The following is a 22,426-nucleotide window of genomic DNA, read 5'->3' as shown; positions in this document are numbered from 1 at the left end:
GAACCTGTCGAAAGGAAAATACGGGAGGGTTCAACGCCGGTTGGCGATGGGAACGACGTTGTGCAACGTTTCGATCCCGCTTTCAAGGAAGCGGCGGACGCCGCGCGCGGCCTGCCGGATGCGCTGCTCGTTCTCGACCATCGCGATGCGGACATAGCCCTCGCCATGCTCGCCGAAGCCGACGCCCGGCGACACCGCCACGCCGGACTTCTCGACCATGAGCGTCGCGAACTGCATGCTGCCGAGGCTCTTGAACTTCTCCGGCAAAGGCGCCCAGGCGAACATCGAGGCCTCAGGCGACGGGATCTCCCAGCCGGCCCGGCCGAACGCCTCGACCAGCGTGTCGCGGCGCTTGCGATAGACGTCGCGCATCTCGCGGATGCAGTCGTCGGGACCGTTCAGGGCAGCCGTGGCCGCGACCTGCACCGGGGTGAACGCGCCGTAGTCGAGATACGATTTCACGCGGGCGAGCGCTGCGATGATGCGCTCGTTGCCGACGGCAAAGCCCATGCGCCAGCCGGCCATCGAATAGGTCTTGGACATCGAGGTGAACTCGACCGCGACGTCCATCGCGCCGGGCACCTGCAGCACGGACGGCGGCGGGTTCTTGTCGTCGAAATACACCTCGGCGTAAGCGAGGTCCGACAGGATCAGGATCTCGTGCTTCTTCGCGAATGCGACGAGGTCGCGATAGAAGTCGAGGCTCGCGACATAGGCGGTCGGGTTGCTCGGATAGCAGACGATCAGCGCGAGCGGCTTCGGGATCGAATGGATGATCGCGCGCTCGGCTGCCTCGAAGAACTGCGGCGTCGGCTCGGACGGCACCGAGCGGATTACGCCGCCCGCCATCAGGAACCCGAAGGCGTGGATCGGATAGCTCGGATTGGGACAGAGAATGACGTCGCCCGGCGCGGTGATCGCCTGCGCCACGTTGGCAAAGCCTTCCTTGGAGCCGAGCGTCGCCACGATCTGGGTGTCGGGATTGAGCTTCACCCCGAAACGGCGATCGTAATAGGCGGCCTGCGCCCGGCGCAGCCCGACGATGCCGCGCGAGGCCGAATAGCGGTCGGTGCGCGGCTTGCCCAGGGTCTCCTTGAGCTTCTCCAGCACGTGCGGCGGCGCCGGCAGATCCGGATTGCCCATGCCGAGATCGATGATGTCGGCCCCGGCGTTCCGCGCGGCCGCCTTGGCCCGGTTGACCTGCTCGAACACGTAAGGCGGCAGACGGCGGATGCGATAGAAATCTTCCATGGGTCTCTCGGCTCCGGCAACCGGGGGCGGATTCGCCAGCAGAGCTGGCGCTGCGGCGACGCGGGCCATGCATTGAAACCGGTGCTGGATCAGGAGTTTAGCACGGGCTCGCGGCTTGGCTGGCAACGACACGCGGAGGTGTTGATTGCGGTGTTTTATCATGGCCGCCGCGCCACGCCAGACAATTACGCCGCTCAGAGCGGCCGATCTCCCAGCCCTTGGTCGCCTGGCCGATCATTTGGGCCTGGTGCTGGTGCCCGCCGAAGCCTGGCGGTCACGCGCCGCGAGCAACTCCTTTTCGATCTTGGCGCGCTCCTGCGGCGAAATGATCGGCGCATCGCGGTCGCGCGGCACGTCGTTGACGGGCAGATACCCGCCCGGCTCCTTGGGTCGGGCGACCGCATCCGCGTCGAGCGACGGCATGTCCGCGATTGGACTGGAGCACCCGGCAAGCGCGAGCGCGCCGAACACAACGAGCCCCGCAACAAGGGCGCGCCGTTCCGACCTCCAGCCTCGCCCCTGCGTCCCCACGCGCACGTCCCTCGGTCCCCAAGATCCAGTCAACGGTCCCCAGTCCGACCGCAGCGCGGCGCATTTTGCCGCAGTACAACCAATTGTCACTCGAAACGTTACCGGCTTGAACAGGAATTTCATCCAGCTACGTGATCAACATGTCGGAAGCGAGAGATTTTTTCGCAACGCAACAATCAGAAATCGAATTTGTCGCAAACTCGCGGATTATTGATCTCGCGCGGTGACGAGACGGTCCCGACGCGATAGTGTGATTGAGCCATGACCGACGTTCAGAACAGCAGCAATCCAGAAAAAACATTCGATGCGGAAGCGTTCGCGATGAACATCGCGAAAGCCATGGAAAGCAGCGGCAAGGCGCTCTCGGCCTATCTGAAGCCGCGCGAGACAGGCGAAGTTCAGGACCGGCCACCGACCGAATTGACCGAGGTCGTCAAATCCTTCACCGCCGTCGCCGACTACTGGCTGTCGGACAAGGAGCGCGCCAGCGACATCCAGACCAAGATCGCCAAGGGCTATCTCGATTTGTGGGGCTCGGCCGCGCGCCGTCTCGCCGGCGAAGACGCGCCCCCGGCCATTTCACCCTCTCCGCGCGACAAGCGCTTCGCCGATCCTGAATGGAAGTCGAACCAGTTCTTCGATTTCGTGATGCAGGCCTATCTGCTGACGACGCGGTGGGCCCAGGACCTCGTCCACAATGCCGAAGGCCTCGATCCGCACACGCGCAAGAAGGCCGAGTTCTACGTCAACCAGATCACCAATGCGCTGGCGCCCTCGAATTTCGTCCTGACCAATCCGGAGGTGCTGCGGCAGACGGTGACGTCGAGCGGCGACAATCTGGTGCGCGGCATGCAGATGCTCGCAGAGGACATCGAAGCCGGCAAGGGTTCGCTGAAGATCCGCCAGTCCGACCCGGGCAATCTCGAGGTCGGCGTCAACATGGCGACGACGCCGGGCAAGGTGATCTTCCAGAACGAGATGATGCAGCTGATCCAATATGCGCCGTCGACGGAGACCGTGCTGCGCACGCCACTGCTGATCGTGCCGCCCTGGATCAACAAGTTCTACATCCTCGATCTGCGCCCCGAGAAATCCTTCATCAAATGGTGCGTCGATCAGGGCCTCACGGTGTTCGTGGTCTCCTGGGTCAATCCCGACAAAAAGCTCGGGACCAAGACCTGGGATGATTACATGAAGGAAGGCCCGCTCACCGCGATGGACGTCATCGAGAAGGTGACCGGTGAGATGAAGGTGCACACGCTCGGCTATTGCGTCGGCGGCACCATGCTCGCGACCACGCTGGCCTGGCTCGCCGACAAACGCCGCCAGCGCGTGACCTCGGCGACCTTCCTCGCGGCGCAGGTCGACTTCACCCATGCCGGCGATCTGCTGGTGTTCGTCGACGAAACCCAGATCTCGGCGCTGGAGCGCGACATGCAGGCGTCGGGCGTGCTCGAGGGCAGCAAGATGGCGATGGCCTTCAACATGCTGCGCTCGAACGACCTGATCTGGTCCTATGTCATCAACAACTACCTCAAGGGCCAACCGCCGCAGGCGTTCGACCTGCTGCACTGGAACTCGGACGCCACGCGGATGTCGGCGGCGAACCATTCCTACTACCTGCGCAACTGCTATCTGGAGAACCGGCTGACGCAGGGCACGATGGTGCTGGATAACACGCTGCTGGATCTCTCCAAGGTGAAGGTGCCGGTCTACAACCTCGCCACCCGCGAGGACCACATCGCGCCGGCCGACTCCGTGCTGTACGGCTCGCAATTCTTCGGCGGGCCGGTGAAGTACGTGCTGTCGGGCTCCGGCCACATCGCCGGCGTCGTCAACCCGCCCTCCTCCGGCAAGTATCAGTACTGGACCAACGACCAGATCCACGACATCTCGCTGAAGGACTGGATCAAGGGCGCGCAGGAGCACAAGGGCTCCTGGTGGCCGGACTGGCGCGAATGGCTGAGCCAGCTCGATCCGGAAGAGGTTCCCGCGCGCGGCGTCGGCAGCGAGGCCTATCCACCGCTCGAGGATGCGCCGGGCTCCTATGTCCGCGTCCGCGCATAGCGTGATCCGCCGCGATTGACTATAACCGCTCCGTCCCGCCGGGACGGGACGGGAATCAGTTGAGGGGATCTCGATGACGCGCGAACTGTTCTGGCTGACGCTCACGGTCATTCTGACCGGCCTGCTGTGGGTTCCCTACATCCTGAACCGCTGCCAGGTCCGCGGCCTCACGGGCGCGATGGCCAACCCCTCCCGCAACGACAAGCCGCACGCGCCGTGGGCAACGCGGCTGATGTTCGCGCACGACAATGCGGTCGAGAACCTCGTGATCTTCGCGCCGCTGGTGCTGATCCTCAACGCGATCGACTATTCGACCAAATGGACCGTGCTCGCCTGCGCCGTCTATTTCTGGTCGCGGGTGGCCCACGTCATCGTCTACGCGATCGGCCTGCCCGTGTTCCGGACGCTAGCGTTCGTGGTCGGCTTCATCGCCCAGGCCATCCTGGCGCTCGCCATCTTCGGCTGGCTCTAGGCCGATCTGCTAGGGCAGATTGTCCCGCAGAAAGATATCGATGCGGATGCGCTCCTGGTCTGGACTGATCGGCTCCCCCGAGCAGTGCGCGAGCAGAATGCGCGCCGCCGAGCGCGCCTCGTGGCCAGGGTCCTGGTTGATGATGGCGTCCAGCGTTCCGCGGACCAGGAACCGCCGCGTGTGCTGGGTCAGCTCATGGGTGATCCAGACCACATCCCGGGCGCGGCCGGATGCCTCGAGCGCGTCGGCGATGCCGCGGTTGCCGGCGCCGCAGCAGTAGATGCCGCGCAGATCCGGATGGCGGGCGAGCAGCGCGGCGGTCAGCTCCCGCGTGCGCTCGCTCTCATCGCGGCCCTCGATGGCCGGAAGCGCGAGCAGGTTCGGGTACTCGCTGGACAGGATCTGGTGAAAGCCGAATTGCCGCTCGGCGTGATCGCGCAGCGACAATGATCCCGCGATCACGGCAACCGTCCCCTCGCGGCCGCCGAGGTAGCGTCCCATCAGCGTGGCCGCCGTCCGTCCCGCGGCAGGGTTGTCGATGCCGACATAGTGCAGGCGGCGCGAGCTCGGAGCATCCGAGACCAGGGTCACCACCGCGACGCCGCGCGCGGTGAGCTCGTCGATCGCGGCGCGCACTCTGGGGTGATCCAGCGCGATGACCGCAACGCCCTGATAGGCCGGCGACAGGTTCTCCAGCGCACCGGCCAGCACGTCAGGATCGAACACGTCGACGTGGAGGATATCGATGAAGCCGCGCTGGCCGGCCAGCCACTCTGCCGTGCGCTGGACCTGCTCGGTCAGGATGGTCATGAAGCTGTTGCCACCGGTCGGCAGCACGAAGGCAAAGCGGAAGCTCTGGCCGCGCGCGAGCCGTGCCGCTGCGACGTCGGCGCGATAACCCAGCTTGGCAACAGCGGCCTCCACCCGGGCAACGGTCTTGGCACGCACGCCCTCGCGCCGGTTGATGACGCGGTCGACGGTGGCGAGCGACACGCCCGCCGTCCGCGCGACGTCCTCCAGCGTGGCCCGGACCGGTAACGGGTTCACGTCAGCCGTCACTCGCGCGCCGCCCATAGCATGCCGCGGGTCATCAACGTCCGGATCTCCGGCACGTCGAGCTCGTAGGCGCGGTGGCCGAGCGAAGAATAGAATACCCTGCCCGCGCCGTAACGCTTCTTCCAGACCACCGGCATCACCACGCCCTCGATCCATGGGGCGTGCTCTCCGGTGAAGGTCGTGGTCGCCAACACCTCGTTGGCCGGATCGACATGCATGTAATACTGCTCGGAACGGTGCTCGAAACTTGTCAGGCCCTTCATGATGGGATCGTCCGGCCTGGTCAAGTCGACCCGGTAGTCGATGATGTTGCCGGGATGGGCGACCCATTGCCCGCCGCACAGGAACTGGTAGTCGACCGAATCGCGGAAGGCATCGCACATGCCGCCATGATGGCCGGCGAGCCCGACCCCGCTGCGCACCGCCGCGCAGAGATTGAGCGCTTCCGCCTTCTCGATCTTGGACATCGTGTAGATTGGAATGATTAGCGACAGATCGTGGATCGCAGGATCTGCGAACGCGGCCGTCGTGGTCTCGATCCGCACCTCGAAGCCTTCCGCCTTCAGCCAGCCGCGGATCATCGAGGCGCACAGATCGGGGTCATGTCCTGGCCAGCCGCCCCATACAATCATTGCCTTGCGCATGTCTCTGTCCTCAGTCGATCTGTCCGGTGTCGCGTCCAACAGGCAACATCGCTGGCCGCTCCACGCGGCTCTCGATCCTGACCCGCCGGCCTTCGTTTGCGGAGGTCTGGAACGCCTCCATGACCTCCAGCACGTGGAAGGCGAGCGCACCGCTGGCCCGATGCGGCCGGTCGTTCAGGATCGCGGTCGCCATGTCGGCGACACCGATGGAGCGGAACTCGCCGTCGACGTGACCATGCGTCAACGGCATCGTCTGCCAGTCGCCGCCGGTCTTGGCGACCTGGACCTCGCCACCGAAGCGGTTGGGGTCCGGCACCAGCATGCTACCCTCGGCGCCATAGATCTCGATGGGCGCGTGCCGGTGCTTCGGAACGTCGAAACTCATGGTGACCGAGACCACCGCCCCGCTCTCGAACTCGAGCGTGCCCGCGACGTGGGTCGCGACCTCGACCGGGATCAGCGTGCCGTTCATCGGTTGGCTGGTGACAAGGCGCTCTGATCGCGGGCGCGCCGTGGAGCCCATGACGCTCACGACCGGGCCGAGCAGTTGCACGAGATCGGTGACGTAGTACGGGCCCATGTCGAGCATCGGCCCGCCGCCGCGCAGGTAATAGAAGCCCGGCGCCGGATGCCAGCGCTCATGGCCGGGACAGCCGAAGAACGCGCTGCCCGCCACAGGCCTGCCGATCGCGCCGTCGTCGATCAGCTTGCGCGCGGTCTGGTGGCCGCCGCCAAGGAACGTGTCGGGCGCGCAGCCGACCCGCAGGTTCTTCTGCGCGGCAAGCTCGATCACCTTGCGGGCTTCCGCGACGTCGATTCCGAGCGGCTTCTCGGAATGCACGTGCTTGCCGGCATTCAGCACGGCGAGACTGACGTCGGTATGGGCGAGCGGCACGGTGAGATTGATGACGATCTCGACGTCATCGCGCTTCAGCAATTGATCAACCCGCATCGCCGGCAGGCCGAAGGCTGCGCCCTGTCGCTCGGCTGCGTCGCTGCGCATGTCGGCGAGCGCCTTGATGTCCAGAACGGGGAAGCGCTGGGCCGCCTTCAGATAGGCGGTGCTGATGTTGCCGCAGCCGATGATGCCGATGCCGACTTTTCTCATTGTGGTCTCCGTGAGGTCCCGTTCATCCCTTGACCGCGCCTGATGTCAGGCCAGCAACGATGTGCTTCTGCGCCAGGAGGAACAGAATGATGGTGGGCAGGATGGTCAGGGTGATGAAGGCGAGGATCAGGTGCCACTCGGACGAATACTCGCCCTGATAGACCATGATGCCGAGCGGCCATGGATACAGCGCATCGGTGTTGAGCATCACGAGCGGCAGCAGATAGGCGTTCCAGCTGTTGACGAAGGTGATGGTGCCGACCGTCGCCAGGATCGGGCGCGACAATGGCAACGTCACGTAGCGGAAGAATTTTATATAGCTGCAGCCGTCGACCAGCGCGGCCTCGAGCAGCTCGTAGGGGATGTCCTTGAAGAAGCGGCGCAGCAGCAGCACGCTCATGGCGAGGCTGAAGGCGACCTGCGGCAGTGCGACGCCGAAATAGGTGTCGAGCAGCCCGAGATCGCGCACCTTGATGAACAGCGGCAACACCGCGGTCGCCGCCGGAAACAGCAGGCCGAGCGTCAAATAGCTCAAGAGCATCGAGCTGCCGTAGAATCGGACATGGGCAAAGGTGAAGGCCGCCATCGAGGCGACGATAAGAGTCAGGACGACCGTCAGCGTCGAGATGATCAGCGAATTGTGCAGCAGCTGCCAGTAGCGCCCGGAGAACAGGATGTCGGCATAGTTCTGCCACTCCCAATGCTGTGGCAGGCCGAACGGGTTGACGCGCAGCTCCCCGAGCGACTTGAAGCCACCGAGCAGCGTCGCGAGCAGCGGCACCAGCACGAAGATGGCGACGATGGCGAGGAACGCTGCCTTGAACAGCACGGCAGGATCGAACGGCGCCCTGGTGGCCTCGGCACTATTCATCGCGCATGAACCATCGCTTGTAGGTGAAGGCAAAGGTCACGCAGATCACGAACAGGATGACGCCGATGGCGCTGCCGTAGCCGACCCGCATGCGGGAGATGCCGTTGTTGTAGAGAAAGCTCACCATCGTATTCGAGGAGTCGGCGGGCCCTCCGCGCGTCAGCGGCATGACCAGGTCGAACAGCTGCAGCGAGCCGACAATGGCGAAGAACACCGAGAGCCGGATCGTCGGATGGAGCAAGGGAATGACGACGTGGCGCAGGCTCTGCGACCGCGTCGCACCGTCGATCCGGGCGGCCTCGATCAGGCTCTTGTCGATGCTCTGGAGCGCGGCGATGAACAGCATCATGTGGAAGCCGAAATACTTCCAGACGATCACGATCAGCACTGCCAGCATCGCCGTGTCGGTCGAGGCCAGGAGATGCGGCGGGTCGGCGCCAAAGCTGCGCCAGATCGAGGCGACCAGGCCGTAATCGCCGTCATAGACGAAGCTGAAGATCAGCCCGGTCGCGATCTCGGCGAGGATATAGGGCATGAAGAACAGCATCCGCAGCGCCACTGCGCCGCGGAACCGCTCCGCAAGCATCAAGGCCAGCGTCAGCGCAAGCGGTAGCTGGACACAAAGCGAGACCGCGACGATCAGACCATTGTTGCGAAGCGCGAGCCAGAACGCCCGTGTCTCCAGCACGAAGCGATAGTTGTCAAAGCCGATCCAGTTGGTCGGCCTGCCAAACCCATTCCAATTGAAGCCCGAGTACCAGGCGGCCTCGCCGATCGGCAGCACCACGAACAGCGTGAACAGCAGCAGCGCCGGCGGCAGGAACAGGATCAGGACGGTGAAGCGGCCGTCCCAGCTCGGGCCACGCACCGCGCGAGACGAGAGCGATGCCGGCGACACACCCATCGCCGGCGAGCCCGCGAATGGCCTTGCCACGTCAGTTGCCCTGCTTCCGCGCCGCCTCGATCGCCTTGGCGGCGTCCTGCGGGCTCATGCTGCCACCCGCGATCTCCGCGGAGACGTCGTTGACGACGCGACCGACCGAGGGGCCGAGGCTCTGGTCATAAAAGTTCTGGTGATAGTTCGATTTCGCCAGATTGGCGGCGATCAGCTTCATGAAGGAGTTGTTGAGGCCTGCCTCCGCGCCCTGCACCACCGGGATGACGAAATTCCCTGCCGCCAGCCGTGTCTGCACATCTTTCGAGATGAAGTACTTTAGGAAATCGACCGCTTCCTTCGGCGAGCCCTTGGTGACCAGCCAGCCGGTGATGCCGCCGAGCGTATCCGTCGGCGCCCCCTTGCCGCCTTGCACGACCGGAAAATCGAACCAGCAGATCTTGTCTTCGCTCAACCCGACCTTGTCGGCGGCGAGCGCCCGCTGGAGATTGTAGACCGAGCTGATCGCGAGCGTCATCGCCGCCTTGCCATCGCCGAAATAACCGACCGCCTGCGGATTCTTGAAGCCAAGAAAGCCGTTCTGGAACGGCTGCAAATCGACGAGCTGCTTGAACAGCTCGCCTGATTTGACGAAGGTGTCGCCGGCAAAGCCGCCATTCTCGCCGCGCAGCGCCGCGTCGAATGCCGGCTTGCCGCCGATGCGCACCGCAAGATGCGTCCAATAGAAGTGCAGCGGCCATTTGTCGGCGCCGCCGACCACGATCGGGGTCACGCCGGCCGCCTTCAACGTCTTCACGGCGCTCAGCAGATCGTCCCAGCTCTTGATCGCCGTGGGATCGACCTTCGCCTTGGCCATCAGCTCCTTGTTGCAGACGAAGCCGACTTGCGAGAGCGAGATCGGAAGGCCGTAGACGTGGCCGCTATCGGTGAATGCCGCAAGCGCCGCCGGAGTCACGCTGTCGCTGTAGCCTTTCACCTGCTCGGTGATGTCCTCGAGTACGCCAGCCTCGATCTGCGCCTTCAGAACGCCGCCGGCCCAGCTGTAGATGATGTTCGGGCGGTCCTTGGATTGCAGGATGGTCGGCAGCTTGGCCTTGTAGGCCTCGTTCTCGAGGAACTGCATCTCGATCTTGACGCCCGGATGCGACGCCTCATAGGCGCGGGCCACCTCCTCCCAGATCTTCACCTGCGCCGGATTGACCTCGATATGCAGCCATTTCACGGTCGTATCGGCGCTCGCGGCGTTGGCCCAGAGCAGGCATGCGGCAGCGGCGAGTCCCAGCTTCGCGAGCAGTCTCATCAGAAATCCTCCCAACCGTCTTTTTTGTTGCGGTAATCCTGTCCTCATTTTTTGAGGTACGCAACTGAAATTCTGACCGAGCAAACCTCAAACGTGTTCGCATTTGCGAACAGCTTCACGAGCAGACAGAGAGATTGCTAATTGGGCTGAGCAAGAATCGGCGGGCAGCCGCACGCGCCTTTCGCCTGGAAAATGCGGAGCGGACGTCTGCCGCACCGCGAAGGATCTGCTGGAGATCGCCTGACGCTCAGGTGCAGCGCGCCTTGAAATCGGCGGCCACCAGTTTTGCCATCACGTCGTTGAGATGCCCCTGGTCGCGCGTCTCGATCACCAGCTCCAGCAAGGTCGCCTTCGCCGGCAGGTCGGAGAACGTGCGCTGGTGCGACACCTCGATGATGTTGGCGCCTGCGTCCGCCAGCAATGTGGAGACGGCAGCAAGCTGTCCGGGACGATCGACGATGTCGATCGACAGCTGCGTCAGCCGCCCCTCGCGCGCCAGTTCGCGGGTGAGGACCGAGGCGATCAGCCGGGTGTCGATGTTGCCGCCGCTCAGCACAAGCCCGACATTGCGTCCGGCAAACTGCGCGGGGTGCGCGAGCACGGCCGCGAGACCGGCGGCGCCGGCGCCTTCGACGACCGTCTTCTCGATCGAGATCAGGGTGGCAAGCGCCCGCTCGATCTGCGGTTCGGTGACGAGCAGGATGTCGTCGACGAGATGGCGGATGATCTCGGTCGTGATCCGGCCCGGCGATTTCACCGCGATGCCCTCGGCGAGCGTGTCGCCGCGCATCGGCAGCTGACTGCCGCGGATGGCGTTGTACATCGACGGATAGAGCTCGGCCTGAACGCCGACGATGCGCAAGCCCGGCTTGATCGCGCGCGCCGCGACCGCCATGCCGGAGATCAGCCCGCCGCCGCCGATCGGCACCACGAGCGTATCGAGCTCGGGGACCACCGCGAGCATCTCCAGCGCCACCGTGCCCTGCCCCGCGATGATCAGCGGATCGTCGTAAGGGTGGATCATGGTCATGCCGTGAGCCGCGCCGTGCTCCCTGGCGAACGCGCCCGCCTCCTCCAAGGTGGCGCCGGAAATCACGACCTCGGCGCCGTGCCGCCTGGTGTTCTCCACCTTCACCATCGGCGTGCCCACCGGCATCACGATGGTCGCGGGAATGCCGAGACGCCGCGCGTTGTAGGCGACACCCTGCGCGTGGTTACCGGCCGACATCGCGATCACGCCGCGTTCGCGCTGCTCGGCGGACAGCGCATTCAGCCGGTTCAGCGCGCCGCGCTCCTTGAACGAGGACGTGAACTGCAGGTTCTCGAATTTCAGCCAGATGTTGCATCCGCAGATCTCGCCGAGCGTCCGGCTCTGGTTGCAGGCGGTCGCGAGTACGGCGCCGTGGATGGTCGCCGCGGCGGCTCGCACATCGCTCACGGTGACGGCCAGCGCATTCAGATCGGTGGGGGTCATGGGTCTGCCCATTCCTCAGCGTGCGTCGTTGCACATCGCGGCCGGCGGAACGCCGGCCGTCGCATGATGTTGCCGATCGTGCCGGGCGCTTCCGCGACCGGATGATCCAGATCGATCTTAGCTGCCGAGATCGGGTAGCCCGAGCATCAGCCGCATGTTCTGCACGGCCGCGCCCGACGCGCCCTTGCCGAGATTGTCGAGCCGCGCCACCAGCACGGCCTGGTGATGCTTGTCGCTGGCGAAGACGTAGAGCTCGAGCTTGTTGGTCTCGTTGAGCGCCTCCGGCTCCAGACGGCCGCTCTTGGCCGCCGCACCATCGAGCGGCATCACCGAGACGTATTGGCTGCCGGCATAGTGCTTCGCCAGGGCGGCCTGCAGGTCTGAGCCAGACGGCTTGCCCGGCAGCGTGTCGAGCTGCAGCGGCACCGAGACCAGCATGCCCTGCCGGTAGTTGCCGACCGAGGGAATGAAGATCGGCCGCCGGGTCAGCCGCGAATAGAGCTGCAGCTCAGGCAGATGCTTGTGCTCGAGGCCGAGACCGTACAGCTCGAAGTTCGGCGCGGTGCCATTCTCAAAGGCCGCGATCATCGTCTTGCCGCCGCCGGAATAGCCGCTCACCGCGTTCACCGTGACGGGATAGTCCTGCGGCAGCAGGCCGGCATCGACCAGCGGCCGCAGCAGCGCGATGCCGCCGGTGGGATAGCAGCCGGGATTGGAGACCTTCCGTGCATTCCGGATCTTGTCGGCCTGGTCGGCGGCCAGTTCGGGGAAGCCATAGGCCCAGTCCGGCGCGACCCGATACGCGGTCGACGCGTCCAGCACCTTCGGCGCGGCATTTCCCATGCCGTCGATCAGCGCCACCGTCTCCTTGGCCGCATCATCCGGCAGGCAGAGGATGACGAGATCGACCTCCGCCATCAGCGCCCGCTTGGCCGCTGGATCCTTGCGCTTGTCCTCGGCGATCGTCTTCACGACGATGTCCGGCTGGTGCCGGAGCCGCTCGGCGATTCCCAAGCCGGTCGTGCCCGAGCCGCCGTCGACGAACACGGCGCGCGCCGCAGCCCCGGAGGCGGTGTGAGCTTTCGGCAAGTTGCTATCGATCACGGTCATGACACGCTCCTTGAGGGGTGGGTTCCGCCGGCAAAGGCCTGGGGCCGCGCCTGCCGCATGAGAGACGATATCTGTTGCGAGCCGATGTCGGGCCGCTCGCCGAGCCGGGTTGCGACCGCCGCATAGTCGGCTTCGGACTTGTGCTGGTTGAGCTTGAAACTGCCTTCGACCTGGTCGATCGTCATCACGATGCCGACGATCGCCTTGCGCATCGCCTCAAGCCGGCCAGCGCTCATCTTGTCCGAGGTCCACGGCGTTTTCGGCAACAGCCTTTGCTCGAACTTGGCACTGACCGCATCCACCTGCTCTGCGAGTTCCGCCTCCGACAGGATGCGTGCCGGGCCGGTCAGATGTACTGCCTGATAAAGCCAGGTCGGCACCTGATCGGGCGAGACGTACCAGTCGGCCGACACATAGGCATCGGCGCCGTTGACGGCGAGCAGCCACGGCGTCGCGCCGTCGGCGAGCTTCGCCAGCGGATTGCCGCGGGCGACGTGGAAGAACGCCTGCGGCGTGCCGTCGTTGAGCGCCCCGAGATGAAACGGCACGGAGGACGCGATCGGCTTGGTGCCGTCCGACGCGCACACCGTGCCGAAGCCGCGCGCGTCTGCAAAGCCGAGGCTCGCGGCGCGATCGGGCTTGAAGGGTGGTGGCGTGTACATCGGAAACTCCTGCTGGACGAAGGAGCCGCCTGATCAATCGCGCTGCAAGGAGAAAGTCTGCCGCGGGATTCGGATCCGGCGGCAGGGGCTGTGATCTAGACGCAGATCATCGCCCGTACCGCGGGGGTACGACGGCGCATTTCGGCGATCATGTTGGTCGCTGCGTTGATCATGGGGGCAGGCCTATAAGGCCGCCGGGTTCCTGCGTCAAGCTCGCAAGTCGGCCCGGTTCCCGTTTTTAGGGCTGGCATCAGACCGCATGCCACAGCCATTCCATGATGCGCCCGATGATGTCGCCGAACAGCAGCAGCACCGCCGACCACACCAGCGCCGACACGAAGTTGGCGATCTGGAACACCATGTAGGGCATCTCGAAAATGCCCGCCGCCAGCGGCACCGATGCACGCAACGGGCCGAAGAACCGGCCGATGAAGATGCTCGGCACGCCCCAATCGCGCACGAAGGCCTCGCCGCGCGGAAGCATCTCCGGGTAGCGCGACAGTGGCCACATCTGGGCGACACGATCCTTGTAGCGGTAGCCGAACCAATAGGAGAGCCAGTCGCCGAGCGCGGCGCCGATGCCCCCGGCCAGCCATATCGGCCAGAAGCTGATCCCGGTGGCGCCGATCAGGGCGCCGATCGCGACCAGGGCGCCCCAGGCGGGAATCAGGAGTGAGACAAAGGCCAGGGACTCGCCAAAGGCAAGCAGCAGGACGATCGGAGCAGCCCAGGCCTGATGGTCGCGCACGAAGTCGGCAACCGCGCGGCCAAAATCTTCCATCTGCTCGACGCCTTTCTGCTCCGGGGCGCTTAAGTGCTTGAAGGCCTTCGCGGTTCCCTGGCGCAGACTGGTACGCCACCGAACCCGCCCACTTCAAGTCACAACAACCGGCTGAACCGCGTGAACAGCGTCGATCCGGCGATCGGAACCGGCCAAGACGTGGCGGGCCGGTGAACGTCGTTGTTTCCCGGGTCATTGTTTTATGCCGGTCCATGGCATAGTCAGGCCCAACGATTCGTTCCATCTTGCGCACACGCAACATCAGATTCCATGGGTAAGCCGTTGAAATCAGCTGCAAAAGCCAAGGCCAAGGGCGTCACGGACCCGTTGGCGGCGTTCGCCGCAAAGGGCAAGGCTCCGGCCAAGCCAGCCGCCCGCTCTGCGGGTGCCGAGGGCGATTACACTGCCCGTGACATCGAGGTCCTCGAGGGCCTGGAGCCGGTGCGGCGCCGCCCCGGCATGTATATCGGCGGCACCGACGAGAAGGCGCTGCACCACCTGTTCGCCGAGGTCATCGACAACTCGATGGACGAGGCGCTGGCCGGCCACGCCACCTTCATCGAAGTCGAGCTCGACGCCGAAGGCTTCCTCACCGTGACCGACAACGGCCGCGGCATTCCGATTGATCCCCATCCCAAATTTCCGAAGAAGTCGGCGCTCGAGATCATCATGTGCACCCTGCACGCGGGCGGCAAGTTCGATTCCAAGGTCTACGAGACCTCGGGCGGCCTGCACGGCGTCGGCATCTCCGTGGTGAACGCGCTGTCGACCCGGCTCGAGGTTGAGGTTGCCCGCAACCAGAAGCTCTACCGCATGGTGTTCGAGCGCGGCCACCCGAAGGGCAAGCTCGAGGAGGTCGGCAAGGTCGCCAACCGGCGCGGCACACGGGTGCGTTTCCAACCCGACCCGACCATCTTCGGCGCCAAGGCGACGTTCAAGCCGCAGCGCCTGTTCAAGATGGCGCGCTCGAAGGCCTATCTGTTCGGCGGCGTCGAGATCCGCTGGAAATGCGATCCGTCGCTGCTGAAGGGCATCGAGGACGTTCAGCCCGAGGCGACCTTCCACTTCCCCGGCGGCCTGAAGGACTATCTGGCCGCCGCGATCCATGCCGACACGCTGGTCCATCCGGATATCTTCGCCGGCAAGTCGGGCCGCACCGGTGGCCATGGCGGCTGCGAATGGGCGGTGGCCTGGACCGCGGACGCCGACGGATTCCTGTCCTCCTATTGCAACACGATTCCGACGCCCGACGGCGGCACGCACGAATCCGGCATCCGCAGCGCGCTGCTGCGTGGCCTGAAGGACCACGCCGAGCGCGTCGGCCAGGGCAAGCGCTCGGCCAACATCACCTCCGAGGACATCATGGCGGGCGCCGCCATCATGCTCTCGGTGTTCGTGCGCGAACCGGAATTCCAGGGCCAGACCAAGGACCGTCTCGCCACGGCAGAGGCCCAGCGCATCGTCGAGCAGGCCGTCAAGGACCCGTTCGATCACTGGCTGTCGGGCAATCCGGTGCAGGCGAATCGCCTGCTCGATTTCGTCATCGAGCGCGCCGAGGAGCGTATCCGCCGCCGTCAGGAAAAGGAGACGGCGCGCAAGACCGCGACCAAGAAGCTGCGCCTGCCCGGCAAGCTCGCCGACTGCACCGACGCGGGCACCGAGGGCTCCGAGCTGTTCATTGTCGAGGGCGATTCGGCCGGCGGCAGCGCCAAGCAGGCGCGCGACCGCAAGAAGCAGGCGGTGCTGCCGCTGCGCGGCAAGATCCTCAACGTGGCCTCGGCCGGCAAGGACAAGCTGACCGCCAACGCCCAGCTCGCCGATCTCGTGATGGCGATCGGCGCCGGCACCGGCACGTCGTATCGCGAAGAGGATCTGCGCTACCAGCGCATCATCATCATGACCGACGCCGACGTCGACGGCGCCCACATCGCCTCGCTGCTGATCACCTTCTTCTACCGGCAGATGCGGCCGCTGATCGACGAAGGGCATCTCTACCTCGCCGTGCCGCCGCTCTACCGGCTCACCCATGGCAGCAAGACGTTCTACGCGCGCGACGATGCCCATCGGGACGAGCTCCTGAAGCGCGAGTTCAATGCCAACGCCAAGGTCGAGATCGGCCGCTTCAAAGGTCTCGGCGAGATGATGCCGGCCCAGCTCAAGGAAACCACCATGGATCCGGCCAAGCGCACCCTGCTGCGCGTGGTTCTGCTGGCCGAGGATCGCGACGGCACCGCCGACTCGGTCGAGCGGCTGATGGGGACCAAGGCAGAGGCCCGCTTCGCCTTCATTTCGGAAAAGGCCGAATTCGCCAGCGACGAGCTGCTCGACGTCTAGCTTTTGACCCGATTTCACGCCTCGATTGCAGGTTCCATTCGCTCGCCTGGGCCTGCTTTTCTCTTTCTGTTTCAGTTGTTTACAGAAAGCTAAGGCGTCCCGCACCGCACTTTCCCCTCCGGTGTGGTCAACCGGCAACAGCTTTTGGGCACCAATCGGCTATAGTTCGGGCACATCTGGCGAGGGAATCGCCGCCGCAACCCGGCACCTGCGACATGACGATCTTGGGGAATTGAATATGAAAAAGCTTTTGCTTGCTGCCACTGCGCTGGTTGCGATCACGGGTGCCGCTTCGGCTGCTGATCTGGCGGCTCGCCCCTATGTGAAGGCTCCGATGATGCCGGTGGCGCCGAGCTGGACCGGCTTCTACATCTTCGGTGGTGCCGGCGGCGGCATCTGGGATGCAGACTCGCACACCAACTTCAACGGCGTGCCGGTGACGATCGATCAGCGCGTCGGCGGCGACGGCTGGTTCGGCACCGTCGGCGCGGGCTATGACTGGCAGTTCAACCCGACCTGGGTCTTCGGTGTGTTCGCTGACGGCCAGTTCGGCAGCCTGCGTGGCACCGTGCAGGATCAGTTCGCTGCCCTGACCGGCCGGATCAAGATGGAAACCGCCTGGGCCGCTGGCGCTCGCGTCGGCTACCTGGTTGCGCCGAACGTGCTGTCCTACGTCAACGCCGGCTACTCTGGTTCGCACTGGTCGGGCACCGGCCTGACCACCCTCACCGGCGCGGCGTCCGGCTTCCACACCGACTCGTTCAACCGCAATGGCTGGTTCGTCGGCGGCGGCGTCGAGAACAACCTGAACATCTTCGGCATCTCGGCGCCGGGCTGGTTCATGAAGACCGAATATCGCGCTGCCTACTACGACCGGAAGGACATCGCGGTCCGTACCGACGTCGGCAATCTCGTGACGACAGACTCGGTCAGCTTCAAGCCGTGGGTGCAGACCATCAGCACTTCGCTAGTCTACCGCTTCAACTGGACCGGCCCGGTCGTCAAGTACTGAGCCGAACGCACTCGGTCTTTCGATAATCCTGCGAAAAGCCCCGGTTGATCCGGGGCTTTTTGTTTTCGGCTCGGATATTGGCGGCTGGAGCCGCTGGTCATCTGCCGCGCCGGCCGCTAGCCTCCTCGTCACAAAACTTCACAAAAAAGACGGCAGCAGCGTTTCCGATGCTGTGACGCGGTCGATGAGGGAGGAAGTGGCCATGCGGAAATTCCTGATGATCGGCGGCCTGCTTCTGCTCGCCATCGGCCTGCTCTGGGTCGGTCAGGGCACCGGGGTGGTGGCATGGCCGCGGACGAGCTTCATGATCAACCAGCTGCAGTGGGCAGGCTACGGCGTCGGCATGGGTGCGCTCGGCCTGGTGATGATCTGGCAGGGCACCTGCTGATCTCTGACCACAACAATGGAGACACTGCATGGCGGGCCGTTTCGACCTGAGGGGCAAGGTTGCGATCGTGACGGGCGGCAACGGCGGAATTGGCCTGGGGATGGCACGCGGGCTTGCCGATGCCGGCGCTGACATCGCCGTGGTCGGCCGCAACGAAGCCAAGTCGCAGGCGGCAGTTGCCGATCTGGCGGCGCGCGGCGTCAACGCCATCGCCGTCACGGCCGACGTCGGCAACAAGGACGACGTCACCGCCATGGTCGCGCGCGTGACCGGCGAGCTCGGTCGCATCGACATCCTCATCAACAATGCCGGCATGAGCATCCGCAAGCCGCCGCACGTGCTCGAGCTGGAGGAGTGGCAGGAGGTGATCGACACCAATCTCACCAGCGCCTTCCTGTGCTCGAAGGCCGCCTACCCGGCCCTCAAGGCGAACGGCGGCGGCAAGATCATCAACATCGGCTCGATGCTGTCGATCTTCGGCGCCAGCTTCGCGCCGGCCTATGCAGCCAGCAAAGGCGGAATCGTGCAGTACACGCGCGCCTGTGCCTGCGCCTGGGCGCCCGACAACATCCAGGTGAACGCGATATTGCCGGGCTGGATCGACACCGACCTGACGCGCGCGGCGCGCAGCCAGATCGACGGCCTGCACGACCGCGTGCTGGCGCGCACGCCCGCGGCACGGTGGGGCGACATCGACGACTTCGCCGGCATCGCCACGTTTCTGAGCTCATCGGCCTCGGACTTCGTCACCGGCACAGCCATTCCCGTCGACGGCGGCTATTCGATCATGGCGTAGCCGAGGCCTCAACGTCGAAAGCTCTTGATCTCGGAGACGCTGCCGTCGCGATAGGTCAACTCCACCGAGACGAACTTCGTCGCCGGCGGCAATTTCAAATAGGGCGTGGCGTTGGATGGAATCGCAATGGGATCGCGCATGTCGCAGCCGGGCATGTTCAGGACCTTGTCCGGCACGGCCGTGTCGATGCCGATGCGGACCTCGCGGATCGCGCAGCGATACGACATCAGGTGCGTGTAGTAGACCAGGAGACCGTTGAACTCGCGGAACGACAGCCAGCTCGTCGCCGTCATGTCGAGGATCTTGCGCTGGTCACGCACCAGCGCGGCCTCCGGCTCGAAGCGGATCGGGAACGGTCCCTGCATCTCGCCGGATGCATCGACATAGCGGACCTGGATGGTGCCCGCGGGCGCATCCGCCGACAGCTGGATCGAGGGATTGGGCATGCGCTTGCGCGTGCGCGGATCGAGCACGTCCATGAAGCCGGTCTCGCGAAAGTCCCCTGCCTCACCCATGCGCCAGGAAATACCGAGCGTCGGATCGGCGATCGAGAACGTGACGGTCCAGCCGCCATTGTGGCGCGAGAACATCGCGATCGGCGCGTTCAAGCTTTCGTTCGCCGGAGGGATGCGTGGCGCAGAGACGGGAGGCAGCGCCGCGAGCTTCGGCTGCGGCTCGGCCGGCTTGTCGGCCGCGGCCGGGCCCTTCGCCATGCCGTTGAGAAACACATCGTCGACCATCTGGTCGAAATAGACCGGAATCTGCTTGTGCCGCACGGTCTCGGCGAGTTCGCTGACCAGACGGCGGGTGCGCTGTGCGACCTGCACCAGATTGACGCCGGGCTGCGTCAGCTCCTTGGCGAAGGTGCGCGTGAACACCGAGTTCGGATTGGCGTCATCGTTGGAGAGCCGATCGAGCGCGGTCTGGCGCGGACCGGCCGAGAACACCGAGAATACGCCTTCGGGCAACTGCGTCATCGGGGCCAGGCCACCCCCGCCCGCCACCGCGCGGGTGCCCGAGCGCTCGAACGGATTGTTGCGGCAGGCGTCGAACACCAGGATCGAGGTGCGCGCCTTCTTGTTCTGCAGCCGCTCGATGACGCGGTCCGCGAGGATCGAGGCGTCGCGCACCAGCTCCTCCTGCCCTTCGGTCGCCGCCGGCACGTCGGTCGGCAACAGGAAGTTCTGGCCCGCGATCTCGAAGCCGTGGCCGGCATAGAAGAAGAACGCGGTGTCGCCCGGCTCGACGGCATTGTCGAACGCCAGCAGTGTCTGGCTGAACTGCTGGCGACTGAGATTCTCCGCGACCATGACATTGAAGCCGAGCTGTTTCAGCGTGTCGCCCATCGTGCGCGCGTCGTTGACGGCCTTCTGCAGCTTCGGAACGTAGCGGTAGTCGTTGTTGCCGATCACGAGCGCAACACGCTTCTCGGCATGCGCGGCGGCCGGCGCCAGAACCACCGCCAACATCGCCAGTCCGCACGCCAGCCACGTCCGCATCGATCTCATCGTCCGTCCCTGCCTTCATTGCGTGGGCTGCCGCCATCGATAGTCGGCGGCACGCCGCCACCGGTTCATCTCCGAGGCGCCCGCGGGCCGCTCCAACTCCCTGCCGAACACACGCCGCAATTCCGTCGACAATTCGACCAGAGCGCTTTCCGCCAGCGGCCGGCCAGAGCTTCGGAGCAGCCGAATACGACAGCTCGACGACAGGTTGCCCGCAAATAATGCAAAAACATTAAGCTTTTTCGGTACTTCGTTCCCCTCTTCCATTGACTTTGCAGGATTCGCCCCTATCTTCCGCAGCAGCGCGGCCGGATCGCATCCGATTCCTGAGAGATTGACCGCGGGTCGGCGTTAGTCAGAAAACCCCCAGCTTCCTTAGAGCATGCCGTTTCGGGGTTGAGCGCGACCACAGCCTTTTACCCCTCGATTCCTAACGGCGGCGTCGAATAGAGGCCCCGTGCCTATCGGCGCGTGACATAGAGGCTCGATGTCTTTTTCCAATCTCGGCTTGTCCGACAAGGTGTTGGCTGCAGTTGCGGCCACCGGTTACACCACCCCCACGCCCATTCAGGAACAAGCGATTCCTCACGTCCTGGCGCGCCGCGATGTGCTCGGCATCGCCCAGACCGGCACCGGCAAGACCGCCGCGTTCGTCCTGCCGATGCTCACGATCCTCGAGAAGGGCCGCGCCCGCGCACGAATGCCGCGCACCCTGATCCTGGAGCCGACCCGCGAGCTGGCCGCCCAGGTCAAGGAGAATTTCGATCGCTATGGCGCCGGGCAGAAGCTCAATGTCGCGCTCCTCATCGGCGGCGTCTCCTTCGGCGACCAGGACGCCAAGCTGACCCGCGGGGTCGACGTCCTCATCGCCACGCCGGGCCGCCTGCTCGACCATACCGAGCGCGGCGGATTGCTGCTCACCGGGGTCGAGCTCCTGGTCATCGACGAAGCCGATCGCATGCTCGACATGGGCTTCATCCCGGACATCGAGCGCATCTGCAAGCTCGTCCCCTTCACCCGCCAGACGCTGTTCTTCACAGCAACCATGCCGCCGGAGATCCGGCGCATCACCGAAACCTTCCTGCACAACCCGCAGAAGGTCGAGGTCTCCAAGCCGGCCACGACCGCCGTCACCGTGACCCAGTTGCAGGTCCCATCCGGACGCGAGGCGCATCAGAAGCGCGAGGTGCTGCGCAGGCTGTTGCGGAACGCCAAGGATCTCAACAACGCGATCATCTTCTGCAACCGCAAGCGCGACGTCGCCATCGTTCACAAGTCGCTGCAGAAGCACGGCTTCAGTGTTGGCGCCCTGCACGGCGACATGGACCAGTCGGCCCGCACGGCCGCGCTCGATCAATTCCGCAAGGGCGAACTGCCCTTGCTCGTCGCCTCCGACGTCGCCGCACGCGGCCTCGACATTCCGGAAGTCAGCCACGTCTTCAATTTCGACGTGCCGCATCATTCCGACGACTACGTTCACCGCATCGGCCGCACCGGCCGTGCCGGACGGACCGGCACCGCAATCTCGATCGTGGCCCCGGCCGACCAGAAGTCGATGGTTGCCATCGAGAAGCTGATCGGACAGGGCATTCCGACGATCGAGGGCGACTACGAGGTGCAGGAATCCTCGGGCGACGAGGACACGCGTGAGCGCCGTCCGCGTGACGCCGCGCGTCGCGGCAGCCGCGGCAAGGCGCGGGAGCGCGATGCGGCCCCTCGCGAGCGTGATGCAGCCCCGCGCGAGCGTGAGCCGCGGGCGGCAGCGCCGCGCGCCGCACAGGCAAATTCTCCTCGGCCTGCCGCGCCGAGCGCTCGCAAGGAACAGCCTCGTAACGAACAGCCTCGCAATGAAGCGCGGCGGCCGCGGCGCGACCTCGACAACGAGCCCGCTGATCACTCACATCTGCCGGCGTTCCTGCTTCGCCCGGTGAGGGCACCGCTTCCCTGAGCAAGCAAGATTCCGGGCTGTTCCAAATGTGGTCGCCCGGAACGTCGCGTCCGCAAAAAGATCAGCTGCCGCTTCCGTCGGACATGAGACCTAAGTCGACGACAGCGCTGGAGCTATCAGCGAGGCGCACACCCGAGCGAACAGCTCCAGCCCGCTTCAGCAAGTTCCCAGAAGCGTCCTATGTAGCTTATTGAACATATGAGGTGACGTTCCCGTATGCG

Annotated in this window: 20 protein-coding genes; 7 read left to right on the top strand and 13 right to left on the bottom strand. The window is 65.0% G+C overall.

Annotation, left to right across the window (positions count from 1 at the left end; translation table 11 throughout):
- Nucleotides 1-30: 30 nt before the first annotated feature.
- The gene (locus QX070_RS15135; protein ID WP_315737828.1) at nucleotides 31-1,251 is read right to left on the bottom strand and encodes an LL-diaminopimelate aminotransferase; all 1,221 of its coding nucleotides are present in this window, start codon (nucleotides 1,249-1,251) and stop codon (nucleotides 31-33) included.
- Nucleotides 1,252-1,485: 234 nt separating this feature from the next.
- Complete coding sequence (locus QX070_RS33035; RefSeq protein WP_409999088.1) at nucleotides 1,486-1,674, bottom strand: hypothetical protein; 189 nt, start codon at nucleotides 1,672-1,674, stop codon at nucleotides 1,486-1,488.
- A gap of 369 nt (nucleotides 1,675-2,043) precedes the next feature.
- On the opposite strand from QX070_RS33035, the gene QX070_RS15125 reads away from it, so the two are divergent.
- Nucleotides 2,044-3,849, top strand: coding sequence for a class I poly(R)-hydroxyalkanoic acid synthase (locus QX070_RS15125; protein WP_315737827.1), 1,806 nt, complete (start codon nucleotides 2,044-2,046; stop codon nucleotides 3,847-3,849).
- Between the two features lie 73 nt (nucleotides 3,850-3,922).
- Entirely contained in the window at nucleotides 3,923-4,321 is a 399-nt protein-coding gene (locus QX070_RS15120) for an MAPEG family protein (protein ID WP_315737826.1), read from the top strand.
- A gap of 9 nt (nucleotides 4,322-4,330) precedes the next feature.
- Here the strand turns inward: QX070_RS15120 and QX070_RS15115 are convergent, their stop codons facing one another.
- From QX070_RS15115 to QX070_RS15070, 10 genes are all read right to left on the bottom strand, one after another.
- Entirely contained in the window at nucleotides 4,331-5,395 is a 1,065-nt protein-coding gene (locus tag QX070_RS15115) for a LacI family DNA-binding transcriptional regulator (protein WP_409999171.1), read from the bottom strand.
- Nucleotides 5,377-6,021 carry a ThuA domain-containing protein gene (locus QX070_RS15110; RefSeq protein WP_315712128.1) on the bottom strand — a complete coding sequence of 215 codons (645 nt, stop codon included), beginning with the start codon at nucleotides 6,019-6,021 and terminating at the stop codon, nucleotides 5,377-5,379. Before QX070_RS15110 ends, QX070_RS15115 begins: the two co-directional genes overlap by 19 nt.
- Nucleotides 6,022-6,031: 10 nt before the next feature.
- Complete coding sequence (locus QX070_RS15105) at nucleotides 6,032-7,129, bottom strand: Gfo/Idh/MocA family oxidoreductase (protein WP_315737824.1); 1,098 nt, start codon at nucleotides 7,127-7,129, stop codon at nucleotides 6,032-6,034.
- 22 nt (nucleotides 7,130-7,151) lie between these two features.
- Complete coding sequence (locus QX070_RS15100) at nucleotides 7,152-8,000, bottom strand: carbohydrate ABC transporter permease (RefSeq protein WP_315737823.1); 849 nt, start codon at nucleotides 7,998-8,000, stop codon at nucleotides 7,152-7,154.
- Nucleotides 7,993-8,934 carry a sugar ABC transporter permease gene (locus QX070_RS15095; RefSeq protein ID WP_315737822.1) on the bottom strand — a complete coding sequence of 314 codons (942 nt, stop codon included), beginning with the start codon at nucleotides 8,932-8,934 and terminating at the stop codon, nucleotides 7,993-7,995. Before QX070_RS15095 ends, QX070_RS15100 begins: the two co-directional genes overlap by 8 nt.
- A 1-nt stretch (nucleotide 8,935) precedes the next feature.
- The gene (locus QX070_RS15090) at nucleotides 8,936-10,195 is read right to left on the bottom strand and encodes an extracellular solute-binding protein (RefSeq protein WP_315737821.1); all 1,260 of its coding nucleotides are present in this window, start codon (nucleotides 10,193-10,195) and stop codon (nucleotides 8,936-8,938) included.
- 247 nt (nucleotides 10,196-10,442) lie between these two features.
- Nucleotides 10,443-11,669: a threonine ammonia-lyase gene (locus QX070_RS15085; protein ID WP_315737820.1), complete on the bottom strand. Its 1,227-nt coding sequence runs from the start codon at nucleotides 11,667-11,669 to the stop codon at nucleotides 10,443-10,445.
- Nucleotides 11,670-11,786: 117 nt separating this feature from the next.
- Entirely contained in the window at nucleotides 11,787-12,779 is a 993-nt protein-coding gene (gene argC, locus QX070_RS15080; RefSeq protein WP_315737819.1) for an N-acetyl-gamma-glutamyl-phosphate reductase, read from the bottom strand.
- Nucleotides 12,776-13,441, bottom strand: a complete 666-nt coding sequence (locus tag QX070_RS15075) for an FMN-binding negative transcriptional regulator (RefSeq protein WP_315737818.1) — start codon at nucleotides 13,439-13,441, stop codon at nucleotides 12,776-12,778. Before QX070_RS15075 ends, argC begins: the two co-directional genes overlap by 4 nt.
- 250 nt (nucleotides 13,442-13,691) lie before the next feature.
- Nucleotides 13,692-14,222 (bottom strand): DedA family protein, encoded by a 531-nt coding sequence (locus tag QX070_RS15070; protein WP_315737817.1) that lies wholly within the window; start codon nucleotides 14,220-14,222, stop codon nucleotides 13,692-13,694.
- Nucleotides 14,223-14,492: 270 nt separating this feature from the next.
- Between QX070_RS15070 and parE the strand changes: the two genes are divergently transcribed.
- The 4 genes from parE to QX070_RS15050 all read left to right on the top strand — a co-directional run bounded on the left by parE (nucleotide 14,493) and on the right by QX070_RS15050 (nucleotide 18,752).
- Complete coding sequence (parE, locus tag QX070_RS15065) at nucleotides 14,493-16,556, top strand: DNA topoisomerase IV subunit B (protein WP_315737816.1); 2,064 nt, start codon at nucleotides 14,493-14,495, stop codon at nucleotides 16,554-16,556.
- A gap of 238 nt (nucleotides 16,557-16,794) precedes the next feature.
- Nucleotides 16,795-17,568, top strand: a complete 774-nt coding sequence (locus QX070_RS15060) for a porin family protein (RefSeq protein WP_315737815.1) — start codon at nucleotides 16,795-16,797, stop codon at nucleotides 17,566-17,568.
- Between the two features lie 202 nt (nucleotides 17,569-17,770).
- Complete coding sequence (locus tag QX070_RS15055) at nucleotides 17,771-17,956, top strand: hypothetical protein (RefSeq protein ID WP_315712631.1); 186 nt, start codon at nucleotides 17,771-17,773, stop codon at nucleotides 17,954-17,956.
- Between the two features lie 28 nt (nucleotides 17,957-17,984).
- Nucleotides 17,985-18,752, top strand: a complete 768-nt coding sequence (locus tag QX070_RS15050) for a glucose 1-dehydrogenase (RefSeq protein ID WP_315737814.1) — start codon at nucleotides 17,985-17,987, stop codon at nucleotides 18,750-18,752.
- Between the two features lie 8 nt (nucleotides 18,753-18,760).
- Here the strand turns inward: QX070_RS15050 and QX070_RS15045 are convergent, their stop codons facing one another.
- Nucleotides 18,761-20,260 (bottom strand): caspase domain-containing protein, encoded by a 1,500-nt coding sequence (locus tag QX070_RS15045; RefSeq protein WP_409999170.1) that lies wholly within the window; start codon nucleotides 20,258-20,260, stop codon nucleotides 18,761-18,763.
- A 484-nt stretch (nucleotides 20,261-20,744) separates the two neighbouring features.
- On the opposite strand from QX070_RS15045, the gene QX070_RS15040 reads away from it, so the two are divergent.
- A complete protein-coding gene (locus tag QX070_RS15040; RefSeq protein WP_315737812.1) occupies nucleotides 20,745-22,205 on the top strand; it encodes a DEAD/DEAH box helicase in 1,461 nt (486 codons plus the stop codon).
- Nucleotides 22,206-22,426: the final 221 nt, after the last annotated feature.

Origin of the sequence: Bradyrhizobium sp. SZCCHNR1093 (assembly GCF_032381175.1) — a bacterium.
In the GTDB taxonomy this organism is placed as follows: Bacteria; Pseudomonadota; Alphaproteobacteria; order Rhizobiales; family Xanthobacteraceae; genus Bradyrhizobium.
This window is presented reverse-complemented; position numbering and strand designations above follow the sequence as displayed.

Coding starts and splice junctions, on each gene's coding strand:
- QX070_RS15135 (WP_315737828.1), bottom strand. CDS start 1,251: ATGGAAGATTTCTATCGCATCCGCCGTCTGCCGCCTTACGTGTTCGAG.
- QX070_RS33035 (WP_409999088.1), bottom strand. CDS start 1,674: ATGCCGTCGCTCGACGCGGATGCGGTCGCCCGACCCAAGGAGCCGGGC.
- QX070_RS15125 (WP_315737827.1), top strand. CDS start 2,044: ATGACCGACGTTCAGAACAGCAGCAATCCAGAAAAAACATTCGATGCG.
- QX070_RS15120 (WP_315737826.1), top strand. CDS start 3,923: ATGACGCGCGAACTGTTCTGGCTGACGCTCACGGTCATTCTGACCGGC.
- QX070_RS15115 (WP_409999171.1), bottom strand. CDS start 5,395: ATGGGCGGCGCGCGAGTGACGGCTGACGTGAACCCGTTACCGGTCCGG.
- QX070_RS15110 (WP_315712128.1), bottom strand. CDS start 6,021: ATGCGCAAGGCAATGATTGTATGGGGCGGCTGGCCAGGACATGACCCC.
- QX070_RS15105 (WP_315737824.1), bottom strand. CDS start 7,129: ATGAGAAAAGTCGGCATCGGCATCATCGGCTGCGGCAACATCAGCACC.
- QX070_RS15100 (WP_315737823.1), bottom strand. CDS start 8,000: ATGAATAGTGCCGAGGCCACCAGGGCGCCGTTCGATCCTGCCGTGCTG.
- QX070_RS15090 (WP_315737821.1), bottom strand. CDS start 10,195: ATGAGACTGCTCGCGAAGCTGGGACTCGCCGCTGCCGCATGCCTGCTC.
- QX070_RS15085 (WP_315737820.1), bottom strand. CDS start 11,669: ATGACCCCCACCGATCTGAATGCGCTGGCCGTCACCGTGAGCGATGTG.
- argC (WP_315737819.1), bottom strand. CDS start 12,779: ATGACCGTGATCGATAGCAACTTGCCGAAAGCTCACACCGCCTCCGGG.
- QX070_RS15075 (WP_315737818.1), bottom strand. CDS start 13,441: ATGTACACGCCACCACCCTTCAAGCCCGATCGCGCCGCGAGCCTCGGC.
- QX070_RS15070 (WP_315737817.1), bottom strand. CDS start 14,222: ATGGAAGATTTTGGCCGCGCGGTTGCCGACTTCGTGCGCGACCATCAG.
- parE (WP_315737816.1), top strand. CDS start 14,493: ATGGGTAAGCCGTTGAAATCAGCTGCAAAAGCCAAGGCCAAGGGCGTC.
- QX070_RS15060 (WP_315737815.1), top strand. CDS start 16,795: ATGAAAAAGCTTTTGCTTGCTGCCACTGCGCTGGTTGCGATCACGGGT.
- QX070_RS15055 (WP_315712631.1), top strand. CDS start 17,771: ATGCGGAAATTCCTGATGATCGGCGGCCTGCTTCTGCTCGCCATCGGC.
- QX070_RS15050 (WP_315737814.1), top strand. CDS start 17,985: ATGGCGGGCCGTTTCGACCTGAGGGGCAAGGTTGCGATCGTGACGGGC.
- QX070_RS15045 (WP_409999170.1), bottom strand. CDS start 20,260: ATGAGATCGATGCGGACGTGGCTGGCGTGCGGACTGGCGATGTTGGCG.
- QX070_RS15040 (WP_315737812.1), top strand. CDS start 20,745: ATGTCTTTTTCCAATCTCGGCTTGTCCGACAAGGTGTTGGCTGCAGTT.